This window comes from Oceanicaulis sp. LC35 (assembly GCF_052055585.1).
Classification (GTDB): Bacteria; Pseudomonadota; Alphaproteobacteria; order Caulobacterales; family Maricaulaceae; genus Oceanicaulis.
Window position 1 is genome coordinate 377,040 of the sequence record NZ_CP170485.1, and the last position, 18,586, is coordinate 395,625.

At 63.6% G+C, this 18,586-nt stretch carries 20 protein-coding genes and 1 other RNA gene; 11 read left to right on the forward strand and 10 right to left on the reverse strand.

Annotated elements, in window-relative coordinates; all coding sequences use genetic code 11:
- Positions 1-56: 56 nt before the first annotated feature.
- The 7 genes from ACFELO_RS01755 to ACFELO_RS01785 all read left to right on the forward strand — a co-directional run bounded on the left by ACFELO_RS01755 (position 57) and on the right by ACFELO_RS01785 (position 4,217).
- A complete protein-coding gene (locus tag ACFELO_RS01755; protein WP_440958859.1) occupies positions 57-374 on the forward strand; it encodes a DUF4164 family protein in 318 nt (105 codons plus the stop codon).
- Positions 371-775 (forward strand): cell division protein ZapA, encoded by a 405-nt coding sequence (locus ACFELO_RS01760; RefSeq protein ID WP_440958860.1) that lies wholly within the window; start codon positions 371-373, stop codon positions 773-775. Before ACFELO_RS01755 ends, ACFELO_RS01760 begins: the two co-directional genes overlap by 4 nt.
- 34 nt (positions 776-809) lie before the next feature.
- Positions 810-969, forward strand: a non-coding RNA gene (gene ssrS, locus ACFELO_RS01765) — 6S RNA.
- A 20-nt stretch (positions 970-989) separates the two neighbouring features.
- Entirely contained in the window at positions 990-1,565 is a 576-nt protein-coding gene (locus ACFELO_RS01770; RefSeq protein ID WP_440958861.1) for a 5-formyltetrahydrofolate cyclo-ligase, read from the forward strand.
- Between the two features lie 89 nt (positions 1,566-1,654).
- On the forward strand, positions 1,655-2,443 hold the full coding sequence (locus ACFELO_RS01775; protein ID WP_440958862.1) for a hypothetical protein: 789 nt from the start codon (positions 1,655-1,657) through the stop codon (positions 2,441-2,443).
- Between the two features lie 107 nt (positions 2,444-2,550).
- Positions 2,551-3,321, forward strand: a complete 771-nt coding sequence (locus tag ACFELO_RS01780) for a ferredoxin--NADP reductase (RefSeq protein WP_440958863.1) — start codon at positions 2,551-2,553, stop codon at positions 3,319-3,321.
- A 77-nt stretch (positions 3,322-3,398) separates the two neighbouring features.
- Complete coding sequence (locus tag ACFELO_RS01785; protein WP_440958864.1) at positions 3,399-4,217, forward strand: TIGR00282 family metallophosphoesterase; 819 nt, start codon at positions 3,399-3,401, stop codon at positions 4,215-4,217.
- On the opposite strand, the gene fghA is transcribed toward ACFELO_RS01785, so the two are convergent.
- Genes fghA through ACFELO_RS01800 form a run of 3 tightly spaced genes read right to left on the reverse strand, consistent with a single transcriptional unit; the run spans position 4,218 to position 6,633 of the window.
- A complete protein-coding gene (gene fghA, locus ACFELO_RS01790) occupies positions 4,218-5,054 on the reverse strand; it encodes an S-formylglutathione hydrolase (protein WP_440958865.1) in 837 nt (278 codons plus the stop codon).
- A 4-nt stretch (positions 5,055-5,058) separates the two neighbouring features.
- A complete protein-coding gene (locus ACFELO_RS01795; RefSeq protein WP_440959881.1) occupies positions 5,059-5,511 on the reverse strand; it encodes a YaiI/YqxD family protein in 453 nt (150 codons plus the stop codon).
- A gap of 9 nt (positions 5,512-5,520) precedes the next feature.
- A complete protein-coding gene (locus tag ACFELO_RS01800) occupies positions 5,521-6,633 on the reverse strand; it encodes an S-(hydroxymethyl)glutathione dehydrogenase/class III alcohol dehydrogenase (protein ID WP_440958866.1) in 1,113 nt (370 codons plus the stop codon).
- 168 nt (positions 6,634-6,801) lie between these two features.
- On the opposite strand from ACFELO_RS01800, the gene serA reads away from it, so the two are divergent.
- Positions 6,802-8,025, forward strand: coding sequence for a phosphoglycerate dehydrogenase (gene serA, locus ACFELO_RS01805; RefSeq protein ID WP_440958867.1), 1,224 nt, complete (start codon positions 6,802-6,804; stop codon positions 8,023-8,025).
- Here serA and ACFELO_RS01810 read toward each other — a convergent pair.
- Entirely contained in the window at positions 8,015-9,316 is a 1,302-nt protein-coding gene (locus ACFELO_RS01810) for a hypothetical protein (protein ID WP_440958868.1), read from the reverse strand. The genes serA and ACFELO_RS01810 overlap by 11 nt on opposite strands.
- Positions 9,317-9,329: 13 nt before the next feature.
- Positions 9,330-9,980: a fructose-6-phosphate aldolase gene (fsa, locus tag ACFELO_RS01815; RefSeq protein ID WP_440958869.1), complete on the reverse strand. Its 651-nt coding sequence runs from the start codon at positions 9,978-9,980 to the stop codon at positions 9,330-9,332.
- 99 nt (positions 9,981-10,079) lie between these two features.
- Here fsa and ACFELO_RS01820 point away from each other — a divergent pair, with 99 nt between their 5' ends.
- Complete coding sequence (locus ACFELO_RS01820; RefSeq protein ID WP_440958870.1) at positions 10,080-10,916, forward strand: class I SAM-dependent methyltransferase; 837 nt, start codon at positions 10,080-10,082, stop codon at positions 10,914-10,916.
- Here the strand turns inward: ACFELO_RS01820 and ACFELO_RS01825 are convergent.
- From ACFELO_RS01825 to kdsB, 4 genes are all read right to left on the reverse strand, one after another.
- On the reverse strand, positions 10,913-12,319 hold the full coding sequence (locus tag ACFELO_RS01825; protein ID WP_440958871.1) for an exopolysaccharide biosynthesis polyprenyl glycosylphosphotransferase: 1,407 nt from the start codon (positions 12,317-12,319) through the stop codon (positions 10,913-10,915). The genes ACFELO_RS01820 and ACFELO_RS01825 overlap by 4 nt on opposite strands.
- 83 nt (positions 12,320-12,402) lie before the next feature.
- Positions 12,403-13,617, reverse strand: coding sequence for an O-antigen ligase family protein (locus ACFELO_RS01830; RefSeq protein WP_440958872.1), 1,215 nt, complete (start codon positions 13,615-13,617; stop codon positions 12,403-12,405).
- Complete coding sequence (locus ACFELO_RS01835; protein WP_440958873.1) at positions 13,614-14,258, reverse strand: histidine phosphatase family protein; 645 nt, start codon at positions 14,256-14,258, stop codon at positions 13,614-13,616. The genes ACFELO_RS01830 and ACFELO_RS01835 overlap by 4 nt, the downstream gene beginning before the upstream one ends.
- Positions 14,258-15,034 carry a 3-deoxy-manno-octulosonate cytidylyltransferase gene (kdsB, locus tag ACFELO_RS01840; protein ID WP_440958874.1) on the reverse strand — a complete coding sequence of 259 codons (777 nt, stop codon included), beginning with the start codon at positions 15,032-15,034 and terminating at the stop codon, positions 14,258-14,260. The genes ACFELO_RS01835 and kdsB overlap by 1 nt, the downstream gene beginning before the upstream one ends.
- A gap of 191 nt (positions 15,035-15,225) precedes the next feature.
- On the opposite strand from kdsB, the gene ACFELO_RS01845 reads away from it, so the two are divergent.
- Together ACFELO_RS01845 and cmk are read left to right on the forward strand one after the other, a co-directional pair.
- Positions 15,226-15,996 (forward strand): YebC/PmpR family DNA-binding transcriptional regulator, encoded by a 771-nt coding sequence (locus tag ACFELO_RS01845; RefSeq protein ID WP_440958875.1) that lies wholly within the window; start codon positions 15,226-15,228, stop codon positions 15,994-15,996.
- Positions 15,997-16,016: 20 nt separating this feature from the next.
- Complete coding sequence (gene cmk, locus ACFELO_RS01850; RefSeq protein WP_440959882.1) at positions 16,017-16,640, forward strand: (d)CMP kinase; 624 nt, start codon at positions 16,017-16,019, stop codon at positions 16,638-16,640.
- 39 nt (positions 16,641-16,679) lie between these two features.
- Here the strand turns inward: cmk and ACFELO_RS01855 are convergent, their stop codons facing one another.
- Positions 16,680-18,503, reverse strand: a complete 1,824-nt coding sequence (locus ACFELO_RS01855) for an autotransporter domain-containing protein (RefSeq protein WP_440958876.1) — start codon at positions 18,501-18,503, stop codon at positions 16,680-16,682.
- Positions 18,504-18,586: the final 83 nt, after the last annotated feature.

Below are 18,586 nucleotides of genomic sequence, written 5' to 3' on the forward strand. Positions count from 1 at the left end.
AGGCCCGCCCTGTCACACTGCTTGAACTTTTGCCGTTAAAGGCGGATTTTAAGGGCATGAGCGCGCCTGAACCTTCTCCCGCCGACGATCCGTTGGCCGACGCCGTCGCCCGTCTGGACCGGGCGGTGTCGCGCGTTGGCGCGCGCCTTGAGGACTATCAGCTGCGTCTGAGCGCGGCGGCGGGTGATGTGGAAGCGGCGCACGAGCTGGATAATGACCGCGCTCGCCTGGCTGCAGCGCTTGATGAGGCCCGCGCGCGTGAAGATGATCTCCAGGGCGCAGCCGAAGAGGCGGCGCAGGCGCTTGATGACGCCATGGCTGATCTGAAGGCCTTGCTGGCTGAAGAGGGTGACGACGCCGGAGATCCGGCGTGAGCAAGGTGACCATCTCCCTCAACGGTCGGGCATTCACCATTGGCTGCGAAGACGGCCAGCAGGCCTATCTGCGTGAGCTCGCCGGACATCTCGATACGCATGTGCGCGATCTTGCCGAGAAGGTCGGCCAGATCGGGGATGTGCGTCTGTTGCTGATGGCCGCCCTGATCGTCACCGATGAAATGCGTGAGGCGCGCGGCAAGGTCGATGAACTGGAAGACACGGTTCTCGACCTCAAGGGCAAGGTCTCCCAGGCTGACGCGCGGCGTCGTGCTGACCGGGCGCGAGCGGCCGAAGCCCTGATCAGCGCTGCGGAAAAGCTTGAGACCATGATCGGGATCGAGGCGGCCACCGGGGCCATGACTGCGTCATCGGAGCCCTCAGATGGAGAAAGCGCTTGAGCGCGGGGCCCTGCGACCCCATCTTCCCTGCTGGCGGTAGCTGGACCGTTCGACAGGTCTTAACATCCCGAGGACCTTACATCTCTGAGAGGGAGCTGCCTCTGGACTGGACCGTGGTCCTATCTAAGCGGCGCCCACCTGGTTTACCGGGTCATCAGGGTTGGAAAACGATCATCGGCGGAATTGGCGCCGCCACCCATTCCCTCCAATTGTCATGCTGACCGCCTGGCGCAAGACCAATGCGCGGCGGAACGCCCGGGCCGCCCGGGCTGCGGCGCATGCGGCGAACCCGGATGCAGGGCGTCAGCTGGTGGAGCATTTTCCCGATCAGCTCTGGCCCAAGGTCCGGCAGGTCGTCGCCGGGTACGCCGCCATTGGCGATGAAATCGATCCGTTGTCTCTTCTGGAAACCTTCGCACTGGAGCAGGCGCGGATTGCGCTGCCCTGCGTCGTGGGCCGGGATCAGCCCCTGGTCTTTCGCAGCTGGACACTGGACCAGCCTCTGCAGGCGGGCGCGTTCGGCACGCGGGAGCCGGCGCAGAACCATCCCGAGCTCAAACCCAGCCTGGTTCTGGTTCCGCTGGTCGGCTTTGACCTGAAGGGGCGACGGCTGGGCTATGGCGGCGGCTTTTATGACCGTACGCTCGAAGCGCTAAAGGCCCAGGGGCCGCTGACCATTGTCGGGCTGGCCTATGACGCGCAACGCCTGAACAAGGTCCCGGCGGAAAGCCATGATGTGCGTCTTGATTGGGTGGTGACCGAGGAACGCGCCTACGAAATCGCATCCTGACGAGATTACAAAGACGCAAGCTGGACGCCATGTCATTGACCGGCAGGGCGCAGGCTGGCTGAGTGTGGTGAAACGCGTTCACGGAAGTCATGACCGCATTTGCACTGTCTCAACGATGGGCGCTCCCGATGGAGGCGCTGACATCGCGCCTCGGTCCTGCTGGCCTGAAATGGTCGTCGGGCGGGGCGGCGCTTGTCCTGCATCTGGGACTGGGTGTGGCGGCGCTGACCCTTATGCAGATGCAGTCCAGACCCGCGCCTGTGATCCCGCGCACGCTGAATGTGACCCTGTTTACGCCCGTGGTGGCCGAAGCGCCCGATGAGCCTGTCGTGGAGACGGTGACCGAGACGCCGCCCATCGCGGAGCTGGTTCCGCAGGACCGGGTTGAACCGGCGCCCGTTGAGCCTGACTCTCAGGCGGAGCCTCCGGCGCCCGCACAAGCCTCAACGCTCACGCCCCCCGCGTCCACGGTCCCGGCTGGGCCCACACAGGTGTTGACCGCTGAAGGGGGAGAGGCGGGCTGGGCGCCGGATACGGGCGTTCAGGTCAGTGAACGCACCGCGGGGGCCTTGCGGGGGCTTTTATGCGCGGGCGGCTCTGAGCATACCCGTGCTGCGGCAGGCTGTGATCCTGCCTCACAGACTGACCCTAACGGCTATGCCGTTTACGCCAGCGCCGAGGAAATCGCCAAGATCGAGAGCGCGTTCGGCCCGATCGAAACGCTGCGCTATGACGGCGGCTCGACGGTCAATCTCAGTGGCTTCAGCCTGCCCGGACAGGTCAATAACAACCAGCCTCACTATGTCTCCGGCGTGCACTCGGTCTTTGGCCAATTGCCGGTGTCGGACAAGGTCCGTGATCCCGGTTTCGGGGACTGAACGCCCCGCCTGGGGGCGTGACCGCGCGCCGCAGTGCAGGCCATTGGCAAGTTTCTGATCCCGGCCTAGAACGCCCTCACTTATCAGTTTTAGAAAGCGAGACGGCGATGGGCGCGTTTACGGAAGAGAAAGTCATTGCGGTCCGGCATTATACCGACCGCCTGTTTTCATTCCGGGTGACCCGCCCGCAGAGCTTCCGCTTCCGCTCTGGCGAGTTCGTGATGATCGGCCTGATGGTCGACGGCAAGCCGCTCCTGCGCGCCTATTCCATCGCCAGTCCGAGCTGGGATGAGGCGCTTGATTTCTACTCGATCAAGGTGCCCGACGGGCCGCTGACCAGCCAGCTGCAACACATTCAACCTGGCGACACCATCCTGATGGGCAAGAAGTCGGTCGGCACGCTCGTGCTTGATGCGCTGGAGCCGGGCAAGCGGCTCTATCTTCTGTCCACCGGCACCGGCATTGCGCCCTTCGCGTCCGTGATCCGCGATCCGGAAACCTATGAGCGTTTTGATCAGGTGATCCTGACCCATACTTGCCGCGAGGTCGCCGAGCTGACCTATGGCAAGGAGCTGGTGGAGGCCGTGCGCGAGGATCCGCTGGTGGGCGAGTTCGTCGGCGACAAGCTGGTCTATTACCCGTCCTGTACGCGTGAAGACTTCGAGCGCAAGGGCCGTATCACACAGCTGATGGATGATGGCGTCATCTATGAGGAGCTGGGCATTCCTCCGCTCAATCCTGAAACCGACCGGGTGATGATCTGTGGCTCCATGGAGATGCTGGAATCCTGCAAGCAGCGCTGTGAGCAGGCAGGCCTGAAAGAAGGCTCCAACGCCCGCCCGGCCCAGTATGTGGTCGAGAAGTCGTTCGTGGGCTGAGGGTGTGAACACGCCCGGCTGGCCTAATGGCTACGCTTCGCCTATATCCGCACGCCTGAAGAAGTGAAGGCGAGCTCATGCGTATTGCGTTTTTCGGTGATGTGGTTGGCAAGTCGGGCCGCGATGGTTTGTGCGATGTGCTGCCGGATCTGCGCAAACAGCTTCAGCTCGACTTTGTCGTCGTCAACGCCGAGAACGCGGCGGGCGGCTTCGGCATCACCGAAAAAACCGCGAACGAGATGTATGATGCGGGCGCAGATGTCCTGACGCTCGGCAATCATGCCTGGGACCAGTCTGAAACCCTGTCGCATATCGAGCGCGAGCCGCGGCTTCTGCGTCCGGTGAACTATCGCGAGGGCACCGCGCCGGGTCGCGGGGCGGGGCTGTATGACCTGCCGGACGGGCGTCGGGTGCTGGTGATGAATGTGATGCTGCGCCTGTACATGCAGCCGCTGGAAGACCCGTTCGCCTACGTCAATCACGAGATCGAATCCTGCCCGCTGAGCGCGGTGGCGGACGCCATCATCGTGGACATGCATGGCGAGGCGACCAGCGAAAAAGTGGCGCTGGGCAATTATTGTGATGGCCGCGCCAGCCTGGTCGTGGGCACGCACACGCACGTCCCCACCGCTGACCATCGCATCCTGCCCAAGGGCACGGCCTATCAGACCGATGCGGGCATGTGCGGCGATTATGATTCCGTCATTGGCATGGTGAAGGACGAGCCGATCAACCGCTTCGTCACCCATATGCGGTCTGGCCGCTTCGTGCCGGCCTCGGGCGAGGCGACGGTGTGCGGGCTCTATGTGGAGACCGATGATGCGACGGGGCTGGCGGTGCGCTGCGAGCCGATCCGCACTGGCGGTCAGCTCGCAGAGTTTATCCCCGAGGTTTGATCAGAGCCGCTCGCTCAGCCACCGCAAATGGTCTTCCATGAAGGTGGCGATGAAGAAGTAGCTGTGGTCATAGCCCTCCTGACGGTGAAGCGTCAGCGGCTGGCCAGCTGCCTTGCAGGTCGCTTCCAGCAGTTCTGGCTTGAGCTGGTCGGTGAGGAACTGATCGCTCAGCCCCTGATCTACCAGAATGCCGGCGTCACAGCGTGCGCCATCCTCGATCAGGGCGCAGGCGTCATACTTGCGCCAGACGCTCTGGTCATCACCGAGATAGCCGCCCAGCGCCTTCTGCCCCCAGGGGCACTGGATGGGCGAGCTGATCGGCGCAAAGGCGCTGATCGCCTTGAACAGGTCGGGGCGTTTCAGGCCCAGGGTCAGCGCGCCGTGACCGCCCATGGAATGGCCGGTGATGGCGATGTCCTCAAGGTCAAGACAAGGCGCAGCTTCGGCGGCGACCTTCAGAAGCTCGCCGGTGACATAGCTTTCCATGCGGTAGTGTTTCGACCAGGGCGCCTGGGTGGCGTCCACATAGAAGCCTGCGCCAGAGCCGAAATCATAGCTGTCATGCTCGCCGGGTAGATCCAGGCCGCGCGGCGAGGTGTCGGGCGCGAGGAAGGCGAGACCCAGCTCGGCGCAGACGCGCTGGAAGCCGCCCTTGTCGGTGACATTGGCATGGGTGCAGGTCAGACCCGACAGATACAGCACCACCGGGACAGGGCCGTCCTCGGCGGCGGGCGGCAGATAGAGCCCGAACGTCATCTCCGTGCCGGTCTCTTTTGACTGATGGCTCCAGACCTGCTGGCGGCCGCCAAAGCTGCGGTTCTCGGATTTGAGTTCCATAGGCTTACCGTCCTCGTTTGATATCCTGAAACAGGCGTTCAAGCCCGTTGAGAAAGTTTGATCGGTCGCGCGGCCCGAAGGGCTTGCCGCCCCCACCTTCCATGGTTCCGGCGCTGCGTAAATCCGTCATCAGGTCGCGCATGGCCAGTTTGGAACCGATGGAATGGGCGTCAAACTCGGTCCCGCGATGGTCCATCGCCTTGCCGCCCGCCTTCAGGCAGCGGTCAGCAAGCGGAATGTCGCCGGTGATGCAGATATCGCCCGGACCGATCCGTTCGGCGATCCAGTTGTCTGCGGCGTCCGCGCCCTCGGGTACGATCACCAGCTCGGCCCATTGGCTTTGCGGGCGGCGCAGACCGCCATCGCACACAAGCTTGATCTCGGTGCGATGGCGTTCGGCCACCTTGATCGCCTCATCCTTCACCGGACAGGCGTCAGCGTCGATATAGAGGGTCAGACCCGCCCCCTAGAATTCCACGACCGATCGGATGCTCTCGCCCGCATGCATCAGGTCGAAAGCGGTGTTGATGTCATCGAGCGGCATCTTGTGGGTGATCAGGCTGTCGATATCGATCTTGCCGTCCATGTACCAGTCGACGATTTTCGGCACGTCGGTGCGGCCGCGCGCGCCGCCGAACGCCGAGCCTTTCCAGACCCGGCCTGTGACCAGCTGGAACGGGCGGGTGGAGATTTCCTGACCGGCTTCGGCCACGCCGATGATGATGCTTTCGCCCCAGCCGCGATGGCAGCATTCCAGAGCCTGACGCATCACATGGGTGTTGCCGGTGCAGTCAAAGCTGTAATCCGCGCCGCCGCCGGAAATGTCGAGGATCGCCTCGACCACCTTGTCCATGCCGATTTCGTTGGGATTGATGAAATCGGTCATGCCGAACTTTTCGGCATGGGCGCGTTTGGCGGGGTTGATGTCGATGCCGATGATCTTGTCCGCGCCGACCATGCGGGCGGCCTGAATCACGTTCAGACCGATGCCGCCCAGACCAAACACCGCGACGTTCGCGCCCGGCTCCACGCCGGCGGTGAAGATCACCGCGCCCACGCCCGTGGTGACGCCGCAGCCGATATAGCAAACCTTGTCGAAGGGGGCGTCTTCGCGGATTTTCGCCAGCGCGATTTCCGGCATGACGGTGAAGTTGGAGAAGGTCGAGCAGCCCATATAATGGTGCAGCATCTCGCCGTTCAGGCTGAAGCGCGAGGTGCCGTCCGGCATCAGGCCCTGACCCTGGGTGGAGCGGATCGAGGTGCACAGATTGGTCTTCTGGCTCAGGCAGCTTTTGCACTGGCGGCATTCGGGCGTGTAGAGCGGGATCACATGGTCGCCCGGCTTCACGCTGGTCACGCCTTCACCAACCTCACGGACAATGCCCGCACCTTCATGGCCGAGGATGGAGGGGAACAGGCCTTCGCTGTCCTTGCCTTCCAGCGTGTAGGCGTCGGTATGGCAGACGCCCGTGGCCATGATCTCGACCAGAACTTCACCAGCGCGCGGACCGTCCAGGTCCACTTCGTGAATTTCCAGCGGTTTGTTGGGAGCGAAGGCGATGGCGGCGCGGGTCTTCATGGCGACCTCCTGAAACGTTGCGATATCTGCGGGACCAGATACGCGTCACGGGCCTGGCTCGCAAGGATGTGACGTATGAGCCATCAGTCTTAGCTGAGCGGCTGGCATTGAAATGTTCGGTCAAACAGGCACAGTGACGCAATGCAGCATAACCAAGGGACGCCCGTCATGGCCCAGACCCCTGAATACACCGCTCTTTTGCTGGAAAATGTCCATTCGGACGCCGACAGCGCGCTCCAGACTGCGGGGCCTGTGACCGTCAAGCGGGTCTCGGGCTCGCCAGACCGGGCGCAGCTTGAAACCGAGATTGCTTCCGCCAGCGTCCTGGGCATCCGCTCGCGCACCCATGTGGACGCCGCCCTTCTGGACGCGGCGAAAGAGCTTCAGGCGATCGGCTGCTTCTGCATTGGCACCAATCAGGTGGATCTGAACGCGGCGGCCGAACGCGGCGTGCCGGTGTTCAACGCCCCCTTCGCCAATACGCGGTCCGTGGCCGAACTGACCATGGCGTCGGTCATCATGCTGATGCGGCGCATTCCCGAGAAGATGTTCTCCATCCAGCGCGGGGAATGGCTGAAGACCGCTGATGGCGCCAACGAGGTGCGCAAGAAGAAGCTCGGCATTATCGGCTACGGCAATATCGGCGCCCAGCTGTCGGTGATCGCCTCGGCGCTCGGGATGCATGTCTATTTCTATGACATCTCGCCCAAGCTGGCCCATGGCAATGCCCGACCGATGGATACGCTGGATGACATTCTGACCGAGTGTGATGTGGTCACCCTTCATGTGCCGTCCACCCCGCGCACCAAGAACATGATCGGCAAGGACCAGATCGCGCTGATGAAGCACGGCGCTTTCCTGATCAATCAGGCGCGCGGCGACCTTGTGGATGTGGACGCTCTGGCCGATGCGCTCAACTCGGGCCATCTGGCGGGCGCCGCCGTGGACGTGTTCCCGGTCGAACCCAAGAGTAAGGATGAGAAATTCGAGAGCCCGCTGACCCGGTGCGCCAATGTCATCCTGACGCCCCATATCGGCGGCTCGACGCTGGAAGCCCAGCAAGCCATTGGCCTTGATGCGGCCGGTAAGCTCGCGCGCTATCTGCATGAAGGCTCGACCACCTTTGCGGTGAACTTCCCGCATGTGGACCCCGGTCCGATCCAGCCCGGTCGCACCCGCGTGCTGGTTCCGCACCGCAACCGTCCCGGTTTCCTGCGTCGTCTGAACGATGCGGCCGAGCAGGCGGGCGCCAACGTCGCCGCCCAGTTCCTGCAGACCGAGGGCGATCTGGGGTATGCGGTGGCGGATCTCGAAGGCGAGCTGCCCGCCGACTTCCTCGACCGCGTGCGCGCCATTGACGGCACGATCCGGGCGCGTGTGATCAAAGGCTGAGCACGTCGCGCATGTGACCCAGCGTGAAAGCGGCGGCGGCTTCCGGATCGGTGATCCGGTAGTTCATGTTGCGCGGCGCGCTGGGATGGTGGCGGGAGGCTTCGGTGTCCTCCACCAGCTCGGCGGGCAAGGTCGCAGGCTTGATCGCGATGGCGGACTGGTCGGCGTGCCATTGGGCGGTGCTGTCGTTCATCGTTATCTTGGGGCCGTGCACCAGCCCGGGCAGAGCCTGAAGCCAGGCCACCTTGTGCTGGATCGAGCCGACCGGCGTGATGTAATAATCCGCCGTCCGGGCCAGCGCGATCGCCGCGCGAACGCCAAGGCCCGAGGTAGTCGTCAGAAGAGCGTCAGGCCGCCTGATGATCTCCGACATTTGCTTGAACAAGGCCTCTGATTGCGCGCGCCGGGCCTCAAATTGCGGACGCACGGGCGCATACCAGGCCTGATCAAGATCCTCGGGGTCCGAGAAGCTGTCCAGGATATAGCGCGGGGCGCAAACCTTGCGCGCTTCCCGGTCAAAGGCCGCCAGATAGGCCATGAAATTCTCGCACATCCGCCCATCCTCGCGGTACGCGATCCAGATGACGGGGCTTTGCACGTTACCGCGGCGAGGGGCGCGTTCAGGCATGTCTGCGGTCAGAACATCAATGGTGGGCTGATCGAGATGCTCTCCGCCAAGAGGCGTGAAGAAAGGCGGCGACGTGCGGTGCATCGGCGTGAACGGCGCGGGCGGGGTCACGCCCTGAAGCGGACCGAGCGGCGCAAAGAAACTGCGGGTCTGGACGGGCTGCTCGCTCTGGAGCGCAAAGAGCGCGGGCAACTCGTTCCACATATGGTGGGCGAAATTGGGATGCCCGGTCATCGCCAGCGGTTCTGACAGGGGCGTCTCTTCGGGCGTTTTCGCGGATGTGGGCAAGTCGCGCGACAAGCGCTCCAGGACCTTGAACACCGCGGGTCCGGGCGGGGCATCATGGGTGTAGACCCAGTACAATCCATCGATGAACAGGGCGCAGAGCGGGAAGCCGAGCCCGATCTGGAAGCTCATCACCCAGAGGTCGCGCTCATCCTCGAACCGATAGGCATAGAGCGGCAGTTTGAAATGGTACGGATCGTTGATGAAGGCGATCAGTCGGGCCTCGGCGCACGCCAGCGCTCGACCGGAAAAGGGCGAAACGAGCTCAAGGCTGTCACCACTGAGAAGGGTGCGCTGGAAGCGACGAACCTTGCGATCGAACACATAGGCGTTCAGCGCCTCGATCGAAGCGAGGGTCTGATCGAGATGCGGCAACATGCGGTGTGTGCCTTCAGACCAGACCGTCGCGTCCCGTGGCTTTCCAGTCCGCCATGAAGGCGTCCAGACCCAGATCCGTCTGCGGGTGTGCGATCAGCTGGTCAAAGACCTTCACCGGCAGCGTGGCGGCGTCGCTGCCCGCCAGCGCGGCGCCCTCGACATGCTGCAGGCTGCGCAGGGAGGCGGCGAGAATGGAGGTGTCAAAGCCGTACTGGTCAAAGACCGCACGGATATCCTGAAGAAGCTGGAGCCCGTCGCCGCCTGCGTCATCGATGCGCCCGACAAAGGGTGAGATGTAGGTTGCGCCCGCCTTGGCCGCCATCAGCGCCTGATTGAGCGAGAAGCACAGGGTGACGTTCGTGGCGATGCCTTCCTCGTTGAAGATCCGGCAGGCGGCCAGTCCGGCGGCGGTCAGCGGCAGCTTGATCACCACATTGTCGCCGATGGCGCGCAGCTTGCGGCCTTCTTCCAGCATGCCGTCGAGATCGGTGGCGACCACTTCAGCGCTGACCGGACCGGACACCGCCTTGGCGATTTCCTTGATGCGTTCCATGACGCCGGCGCCCGATTTGGCGATCAGGGACGGGTTGGTCGTCACGCCGTCAATCAGGCCGGCGCGGGCTTCGATCTCGCTAATTTCGGCGGTGTCGAGAAAGATCTGCATGGGGCCCTCCGGTTCGTGTGCGGCGTGTTCAACTTGAACACCCCTTACTCCTCAATCATAACAGCACCATAAAACGGCTTTGGGAATGAGGAAGACTGTATGCGCCCGGCGACCGCATTCAAATCCTGGGCGCATCGGGTGCTGCCCCGACCTGTCGTGAACGGGGTGTGGAACCTGGCGAGCGACGTCAAGGACTTGCCGCTGCGTCTCCGGTCTCCAGGCGTGCCACGGCCCTGGCGGGTCTGGCACAATGTCGGCGGCGGCGATTTCCATCTCATCGGACAACAGTATTTCGACTGGTTCCGCAGCTCAGCCCGGCTGCAACCGGATGCGCATGTGCTGGATATGGGATGCGGCGCCGGGCGGCTCGCATTTCCACTGGCCGATTACCTCGACGCTCAGGGCGCCTATACCGGCTTTGATCTTTCCGAGCGTGCGCTGGGCTTCGCCCGACGCCACGCCCGCGGCGCCGCGCATTTCAACTTCATCCGGGCGGACGTGCAAAGCCGGGAATATGGCGGCGCAGGGGCCAAGGCGGCTGCGTATCGCTTTCCCGCAGATGACGAGAGCATGGATGCAGCGCTGGCGATCTCTCTGTTTAGCCATTTACTGCCTGAAGACGCTGCGGCCTATCTCAAGGAGGCGGGGCGGGTCCTCAAGCCGGGAGGGCGTCTTTGCCTGACAGGCTTTCTGGTGGAGCCCGGCATGACGCTCGACGCAGCGGTCCTGCCGCTCAAGCCGTTCCGGGATGGCGCCTGGGCGGCTGATCCGCGCGAACCTGAACGCGCCATCGGCTATGAACGCGCCGCCTTTGAGGGCTGGCTGCGGGATGCAGGACTGCAACTCGCAGAGCCGGTCGCAAGCGGGCACTGGTCGACAGCAGTAAGAGCCGGTGAGTTCCAGGACCGGATCGTTGCGGAAAAGCTGCCCGCCTAGCGTCCCGAGCTGAACAGGACTTCACGAACGGTCCGCACGATGATCACGGCGTCGCGCCACAAGGACCAGTTGCGCACATAATAGCGGTCCAGCCGGGCGCGTTCCTCGAACGTGGTCTGATTGCGCCCATTGACTTGCCACAGGCCGGTCAGGCCGGGGCGCACGCGCTCATATTCCATCAGCGCGGGGCCATAGCACTCTTCCTGATCCAGCGTCATGGGACGCGGACCGACCAGGCTCATATCGCCCCGCAGGACATTGATCAGCTGGGGCAGCTCATCAAGGCTGGTCATGCGCAGGAAACGTCCGGCCGCCGTGATGCGCGGGTCGTCATCAAGTTTCTGATAGGCGCGCCATTGGGCTTCGCGTTCCGGGTCGCTCTTCAGGATGGCTTCCAGCTCGGCTTCGGCGTTGACCATCATGGTGCGGAATTTGAGGCAATCGAACACCTGGCCGTCTGCACCCAACCGTTTCTGGCTGAACAGAACCGGACCGCCGTCGCGGCGGATGGCCAGCACGATGAGGGCGAGTACAGGGGAGAGGAAGGCAAGCGCGGCCAGAGAGGCCAGAATGTCGAACCCACGCTTGATCGCGAGCGCAAAGGGGCGGTCGAGCGCGTCCTGCATGGACAGGATCAGACCATCCTCTGGCGGCAGGGCCAGCGCGTCATAGGACTCAACGGATATGCTGCCGATGGCGGGACGGTAATAGAACTGGCCGCCCTGCGCGGTCAGCATGTCCGCCAGACGGGAGGCGATGGGCTGGGTCTCGGCGTCTGGCGCCAGGAACAGCGGACGCCCGGACAGGGCGCGGACCTGCTCCAGAAGCGCGTCTTCATCAAGCTGTCCGAAAGGTTCAAGAGCAAGGCTGCGTTCGGCGCGCAGACCATGGCCGGTGTCGGCGCTGATGACGCTATCCGGCGACAGGGTCAGCGCCTGCGGCGCCAGCACGGTGACGGGTTGAAGCCAGCCGCCCGTGAACTTGAACAGGTTGCGGACCAGAAGGCGCAGGCCCATGACCAGAACCGGGACGGCCATCCAGCCTGCCGCCAGCGGCCAAGCCTGTTGAAGGTCGCCATAGGCCCCTGACCCGGCAAGCTGCGCCAGCATGGCGAGCATGCAGGCTTTGAACACAGAGCCGGCGGCGCTCATGACAGGCTGGCGCGTGCGATACTGGCCCCGGGCGTTGAACCAGCCCATCAGGAGGGCGCCAAACAGGAAGAAGACCGCTAACTCACCCTTGTCATGGGCTGCGGGGGTCAGGCTCTGCAGGGCCTGCAGGCCAATGCCCGCCAGGCTGATCGCGCTCATGTCGGAGAGGACGAACACTTGAAGCGGATTGATTTTGCGCGACGTCCGACCTGCGGCGAAGGGCGGTGCATGTGCTTCAATCCGGGACGACATGTGGCTCTCCTCGATACGCGCAGCCCGCTCTTGAAGGCGGATATGGCGGTATCGAGCAAGAACGGCGCCGTGCTCAGGCGGTTTCAGGAGGCGGGGTCTGTCCTGTTGAGGAACGCCGTGAACACGCCAAGCGCCAGCGCCGCATGGTGCCATTCCTGGTACACGCCATACCCCAGCATGATGCTGACCAACCAGATGCCGCCCACATAGGAGAGGCTGATCAGCTGGTCGGTGCTCAGGCGCGCCCGTCCAAGGGCTCCCGCCGCAGCAAACAGCGTCGCCGAGCACAGGATGGCGCCGGTGGCGCCGGCATCCATCCAGATCTGCAAGCCGGCGTTATGGGCATGCAGGGGCAGGCGGTCGATGATGATGTCTCGATAGGGCACGGGATCGCTCAGCGCGCGCATGCTGTCCAGGCCGTGTCCGATCAGTGGCGCCTGACGAATCTGGTCCAGTACTGCGCGCCAGATCTCGAGCCGCCAGGCCCAGGAAAGCGGCAGCCGGTCTTCAAGCCCGTCGGGCAGCAGGGCGAGCCCTATGCCCATGAACAACGGTGCGCCCAGGACCCAGACGCCCGCGCCGCCAAGCAGCATTTGAGGCGCGAGGCGTGGTTTGAAGAGTGTCGCCCCCGCAATCGCCAGTCCGCAGCCGAACGCCAGAATATTGGCTTCCACGTCAAAACTGGCGGCTGCAAAGCCCGCCATGACTATCAGGATCATGGCGCCGGCCCGGTCCAGGGTCTCGCCCCGCCGCCAGAGCATCAGGGCCACGGGACCGGCCAGCATGAGAAAAGCGGTCGCGCCGCGCGACAGGGTCACTTTGGCGTTGCGGATGGCCTCCGCCGGATAGGTGGATTCTTCAAGATTGAGTTCGATCCAGCCGCCGATCATCCCGCCTGACAGTGCTTCGATCAGGAAATACCCGCCCACCAGAAGACAGACGATGGTGAGAACCTGCCCCTGTCGTTCCGCTTCCTCGCGCGTCAGCCTGAAACCGGCATAGGCGCCCATGACGAAGAGCGGGATGAGCAGCGCCATCTTGTAGGCCTGATCAGCCTTCTCGTACGGCGACCATGCATGGGAGAGGCATAACCAGCCCACGCACAGCACGCCCAGAAAGACCAGGGTCGGGGCGCTTTTGAACGCGCGCCAGCCGGAGACGAAAACGACCGGCGCGAAGATGAAGCCGATTAGCGCCATGGATGTCGCCAGACCCAGGCCGCCTGCTGCAATGAACAGGGCGCTCAGCGTCAGCAGCAACGCCAGGGTGGCTGACGTAAGACGCCAGCGCGTTCTCACGAACGCAGAGCCTCGACGAAGGCGTCCGGTGAAAGATTCCATCCCAGCAGCTCGCGGCTTTCAGCGGTGATGCGCACTGCGCCCATATGCCCGGTCTTGACCTTGGCGTCCTCTTTCGAGGCGTCCTGTCCCGCCAGGAGCTCGTGATAATAGCGCAAGACGCCGTTCGAGGTGAGAATGAAGACGACCTTGTCCTCGCCCCGGTCGCGCGACACCGAATCCAGAACGCTGCGAGCGTTGGATTTGAGGGTCTCCACGGTCGGGCTCCAGCCTGCGCCGGTCGGAGCGATGGAGCGCTCCCGCCAGTCCGTGATGGCGCTTTCGCCCCAGCTTTCGGTGATCTCGGCGTCAGACTTGCCGCCCCAGACGCCGTAATCGATTTCCTTCAGGCGCTCATCGATCTCAACTTCACCCGTGAAGCCGCAGATTTCCGCCACAAGACGGGCGCCATGACGGGTGCGTTTGAGGGGGCCGGCCAGGATGCGGTCCGGCAGCTGATTGAGATCGCGCAGGGCTTCGCCCATGGCGCGCGATTGCTCCAGCCCCTTGTCGACCAGAGGCAGGTCTTCGTTCGCGCCAACCCAGACCGGGGTGTCCTCGGGGCCGAAGGTGTTGCCGTGGCGGGCCAGGATGAGCAGCATTAGAGGATCTCTCCTTCGCGGGCGATGATCTCGGCGGCGACTTCGGCGTCGCGCGGGGAATCCACAGAATAGGGCGTGCGGCCGCGATACTCGGTCAGCACGACCCGGATCGGGATGCCGTTTTCGAGCGCGCGCAACTGTTCCAGACTTTCGGTCAGCTCCAGCGGGCTGGGCTCAAGCCTGACCAGATCGGACAGCGTGTCGAAGCGATAGGCGTAAAGCCCGATATGCTTGTAGATCGGCAGGCCGGTGTTCTCGCGTTTGAACGGGATAATCGCCTTGGAGAAGTAGAGCGCGTTCATGGCCTTGTCGAAAACGACCGTGGTGCCGCCCACTTCGCCACGGCGCTTGGCTTCGCTCAGCTTGTCCAGCGCATCCTCGCTCAGCGCGACTGCAGGCGTGGCGAGTTTCAGTGTGGGGTCCGCCTTCATCGCAGCGGCGGCGGCGTCCACCACCCAGGGCGGGGTCAGCGGCGCATCGCCTTGCAGATTGACGATCACGTCGTCGGGTTTGGCGAAGTCCTTCACCGCTTCATAGGCGCGCTCGGTGCCGTTGCGGCAGCTTTCGGGCGTCATCACCGCTTCGCCGCCAAAGTCTTTGACCGCTTGCAGAATGCGGTCGTCATCGGTGGCCACAAGCACCCGATCAATGGCGGGCGCGGCTGCGGCCAGTCGGCGCACCCGTTCGACCATGGGCACGCCGGCGATTTCGTGAAGGGGCTTGCCGGGAAAACGTGTGGAGCCGTAACGGGCGGGAATAACGGCGATAACAGTCATGGGGCGCCTTTAACGAGCATCAAAGCGGAGACTTCGGTTCAATGCCATGCCCCGCCGCTGAAGGCCAGTGCAGGCGCTGAGCGCTCAAGGTCTTGGCCGAAGCGCCCTCGATAGGGTAGAAGGCCCGCTCCAAGAATTCATGCGGCTTCGCAAAAGCCGTCGCGCCATTCGCCCACCCGGAGGTTTCGACCATGGCCGGCCACTCAAAATGGGCCAATATCCAGCACCGCAAAGGTCGCCAGGATAAGGCTCGCGCCAAACTGTTCTCGCGTTTGTCCAAGGAAATCATGGTCGCTGTGAAAATGGGCGGCCCGGATCCGGACATGAACCCGCGCCTGCGCCTTGCCGTGCAGAACGCCAAGGGTCAGTCCATGCCCAAGGACAATATCGAACGCGCCATCAACAAGGCTGCGGGCGGTGATGCCGAAGAATACTTTGAAATCCGCTATGAGGGTTTCGGCCCGGCTGGCATCGGTCTGATCGTGGAAGCGTCCACGGACAACAAGAACCGCGCCGCCAGCGACATCCGCGCCGCTTTCTCCAAGAACGGCGGCAATCTGGGCGAGACCGGCTCGGTCAGCTTCATGTTCGACCAGCTGGGGGAGATTCGTTTCCCGGCTTCGGTTGCGGACGAGGAAGCCATGTTCGAAGCCGCCATCGAGGCGGGCGCCGAGGATGTGGTGCAGGAAGATCTCGTCGATGACGATGGCGAGCCTGCCCCTGAACACGTCATCTACTGTGCGCGTGAAGACCTCGCCGAGGTCAGCAACGCCCTGCAGGAGACGTTCGGCGAAGCTAAGTCCGCCAACATCATCTGGAAGCCGCAAAACCTGATTGAGGTCACCGGCGACAAGGTTGCGACCGTGATGAAACTCATGGAAGCGCTTGAAGATCTCGATGACGTCAGCACGGTCTTCGCCAACTTCGACATTTCTGACGAAGACATGGCCGCGCTCGATTGATGACCGGCTCATCGCGCTCCGTGATTATCGCCGTTGATGGTCCGCTTGCCTCAGGCAAGGGGACCATTGCGCGCGCGCTCGGGGCGCGGTTCGGCGTGCCGCATCTGGATACCGGCGCGCTCTATCGCGCGGTCGCGGTCGCCATGATCGAGGCCGGCCTGCCGCCTGAAGACGCCGACGCGGCGGAACAGGCGGCGCGTACGCTGGACGTGAGCGCCATTGATGAAAGCAAGATCCGTACGGCGGGCGCCGGCGTCGCCGCCAGCGTGGTTTCCGCCCACCCCAAAGTCCGCGCAGCGCTTCTGGATGTGCAGCGCACTTTCGCCAACCAGCCCGGCGGCGCTGTGCTGGATGGCCGCGATATCGGTACGGTGATCTGCCCGGATGCGGATGTGAAACTGTTCGTCACCGCGGACGAGGAATCCCGCGCCTGGCGGCGCCGGGCCGAGCTCGTCAATCGCGGCGAAGAGATCAGCTTCGAGCAGGTGCTGGGCCAGCTGCGACAGCGTGATGCGCGGGATGCCAGCCGGGCCGATGCGCCAATGCTGAAGGCGGATGACGCCATCGAGCTCGACACTTCAGAGATGTCGGTCGACGAGGCGGTCCGCGAAGCGATCCGGCTGGTGGAAGCGAAGTTGGGGTAATCCTGGCCGCTTGAGGACGGCCAGGATCAAGGCCGGTGTCTAGAAGCCCATCCGCACCTGCAAGCGCGCCTGAAGGCTTTCCGTTCCATCCCCGGTGCGGCCTGCTGCGGTCAGGGCGACGCTGATCCGCTCGCTGATCCGGCCCTCATAGCCCAGCTGCGCCCGGACAAGGCCATCCTCATTCCCGCCCACACGCGCCGTGGACAGGTCGACATCATTGAGCAGGACGCCCAGCGTGCGTTCCGCGTCGTCCTCGCTTTCATAGGCGAGGCCGACCTGCAGGACGCCAGCATCTGACACCTGCCATTCCGCCCGGACGCCCGCTTCATAGAGCGTGCTGCTGAAGTCGGTGTCCTGATAGCGCCCGGCGAGAAGCGGGCCCTGCTCAACATTTGACGCCAGGTCGTAATCGGTGAAGACGCCCCGCAGATAGGGTGTGAGCTCAAACCCCTCCGCGATGGCGAACCCGACCCCGGCTTCCAGGGCGGTGAAGCTGTGATCAATCGCCCAGGCCCCGGACACCGCATTTCGGGGCGCAAAGCCCGTTGCGCGTAGCGTATCCATATCCGTCCGGCCAAGACCGGCTGCGCCCATCAGATAGAAAGCGCCGGTCGACCAGCCGCCATGCACGGCGACTGCGAAAGTCTCCGCTTCGCCTGAAGCGGCGAGCACGCTGCTAACATCACTGCTGGTGTCAGCATAGCTGATGCGGCCGCCCGTGAAGAAGCCATTGCCGAGATTGGCGTTAAAGCCCCCGGACACGGTCCAGCCGTCATAGTCCACGCCTGCGCTGTCGCCCTCGGCGTCAACCGAGCCATCCAGCCAGCCGCCAGTCAGATAGGCGCCGGTTTCAGCCTGTCCGCGTCCGGCCGCATCCAGAGCATCCACGATCAGATGGCGACTGACCTGATAGGCGTGCTCGGACAGGCCGCCTGCGCTTTGCGCGGCATAGTCGTCATTCGCCCCGCTTGCGATGACGAAAGCGGCCAGCATGGCGTGAGACTGGGTTGTGGGGTGAACGCCGTCATAGTCCTGCCAGTCAGACGGGCAAGCATCCAGCAACAGGCCCTGGCTGACGCAATCAAGGCGCACCTCGCTGAAACCATACGCAGCCGGATCGGAATAGAGATCGAGCAGCAGGTCCTCGACATTGATGTAAAGCACGTCTGCGCCGTACTGGGCGGAGATGGCCGCATCCACGCCGCGAAGCCCCAGATTGAACTGGGAAGCAGCGAGGTCGAATTGGGCGTCAAACGGGGCGGGCGCCTCAACAGACGTGCCGATCGGCGGCAGTCCGAACAGCACGAAGCGCTGTGCGCCGGCCTCAGCCAGGGTCGCCAGTGTCTGCTGGATGTCCGCGACGCCCTGGTCAATATCCAGCGTGCCGCTGCCGCTCAGCGCGGACAGGAAGTTGTTCCCCCCGATCCAGATCGAGAAAATATCCGAGCTAGTGGGCGCGGCGATGCTGCCATTGGCCACCCCTGCCGCGTAGAACTGGGCCTGCTCGATCGAGCCGGGCAGGATGGGGCCGCCGGGACTGCTGGCGAAGCCATAGGTGCGGGCCCCGCCATGGGCGAAGTTGATGCCGTTGGCGGCGTCGCCAACAATCGCGGACAGGAAGGGCGACAGGGCCAGCGTGTCACCGGTCAGATATTCGTGCCAGACAGGCCCGTTGGAGAATCGGCCATTGAAGTGGACCGGCGGTCCGCCAGCTCCCACCGCCAAAAACACATTGCCCGTATCTGACAGGCTGTCGCCGAACACATAAGACTTGCCAGCGGTGAAATCCCAAGTCTGAGCAAGCGATGGTGCAGATGCGAAGGACAGGGCGGCCAAAGAGGCCCCCATGATTTGTTTAAACATTTTGCTCCTCCCCAGAGCGCATTCATATGGCGCGTTTTTTATTTTTTGCGCGACATGATTAGCTGTCTTTAACTGTGTTCTTG

Excerpts from the sequence above, each read along its gene's own strand:
- ACFELO_RS01755 (WP_440958859.1), top strand. The coding sequence starts at position 57 with ATGAGCGCGCCTGAACCTTCTCCCGCCGACGATCCGTTGGCCGACGCC.
- ACFELO_RS01770 (WP_440958861.1), top strand. The coding sequence starts at position 990 with ATGCTGACCGCCTGGCGCAAGACCAATGCGCGGCGGAACGCCCGGGCC.
- ACFELO_RS01775 (WP_440958862.1), top strand. The coding sequence starts at position 1,655 with ATGACCGCATTTGCACTGTCTCAACGATGGGCGCTCCCGATGGAGGCG.
- ACFELO_RS01780 (WP_440958863.1), top strand. The coding sequence starts at position 2,551 with ATGGGCGCGTTTACGGAAGAGAAAGTCATTGCGGTCCGGCATTATACC.
- ACFELO_RS01785 (WP_440958864.1), top strand. The coding sequence starts at position 3,399 with ATGCGTATTGCGTTTTTCGGTGATGTGGTTGGCAAGTCGGGCCGCGAT.
- fghA (WP_440958865.1), bottom strand. The coding sequence starts at position 5,054 with ATGGAACTCAAATCCGAGAACCGCAGCTTTGGCGGCCGCCAGCAGGTC.
- ACFELO_RS01800 (WP_440958866.1), bottom strand. The coding sequence starts at position 6,633 with ATGAAGACCCGCGCCGCCATCGCCTTCGCTCCCAACAAACCGCTGGAA.
- serA (WP_440958867.1), top strand. The coding sequence starts at position 6,802 with ATGGCCCAGACCCCTGAATACACCGCTCTTTTGCTGGAAAATGTCCAT.
- ACFELO_RS01810 (WP_440958868.1), bottom strand. The coding sequence starts at position 9,316 with ATGTTGCCGCATCTCGATCAGACCCTCGCTTCGATCGAGGCGCTGAAC.
- fsa (WP_440958869.1), bottom strand. The coding sequence starts at position 9,980 with ATGCAGATCTTTCTCGACACCGCCGAAATTAGCGAGATCGAAGCCCGC.
- ACFELO_RS01820 (WP_440958870.1), top strand. The coding sequence starts at position 10,080 with ATGCGCCCGGCGACCGCATTCAAATCCTGGGCGCATCGGGTGCTGCCC.
- ACFELO_RS01825 (WP_440958871.1), bottom strand. The coding sequence starts at position 12,319 with ATGTCGTCCCGGATTGAAGCACATGCACCGCCCTTCGCCGCAGGTCGG.
- ACFELO_RS01835 (WP_440958873.1), bottom strand. The coding sequence starts at position 14,258 with ATGCTGCTCATCCTGGCCCGCCACGGCAACACCTTCGGCCCCGAGGAC.
- kdsB (WP_440958874.1), bottom strand. The coding sequence starts at position 15,034 with ATGACTGTTATCGCCGTTATTCCCGCCCGTTACGGCTCCACACGTTTT.
- ACFELO_RS01845 (WP_440958875.1), top strand. The coding sequence starts at position 15,226 with ATGGCCGGCCACTCAAAATGGGCCAATATCCAGCACCGCAAAGGTCGC.
- ACFELO_RS01855 (WP_440958876.1), bottom strand. The coding sequence starts at position 18,503 with ATGTTTAAACAAATCATGGGGGCCTCTTTGGCCGCCCTGTCCTTCGCA.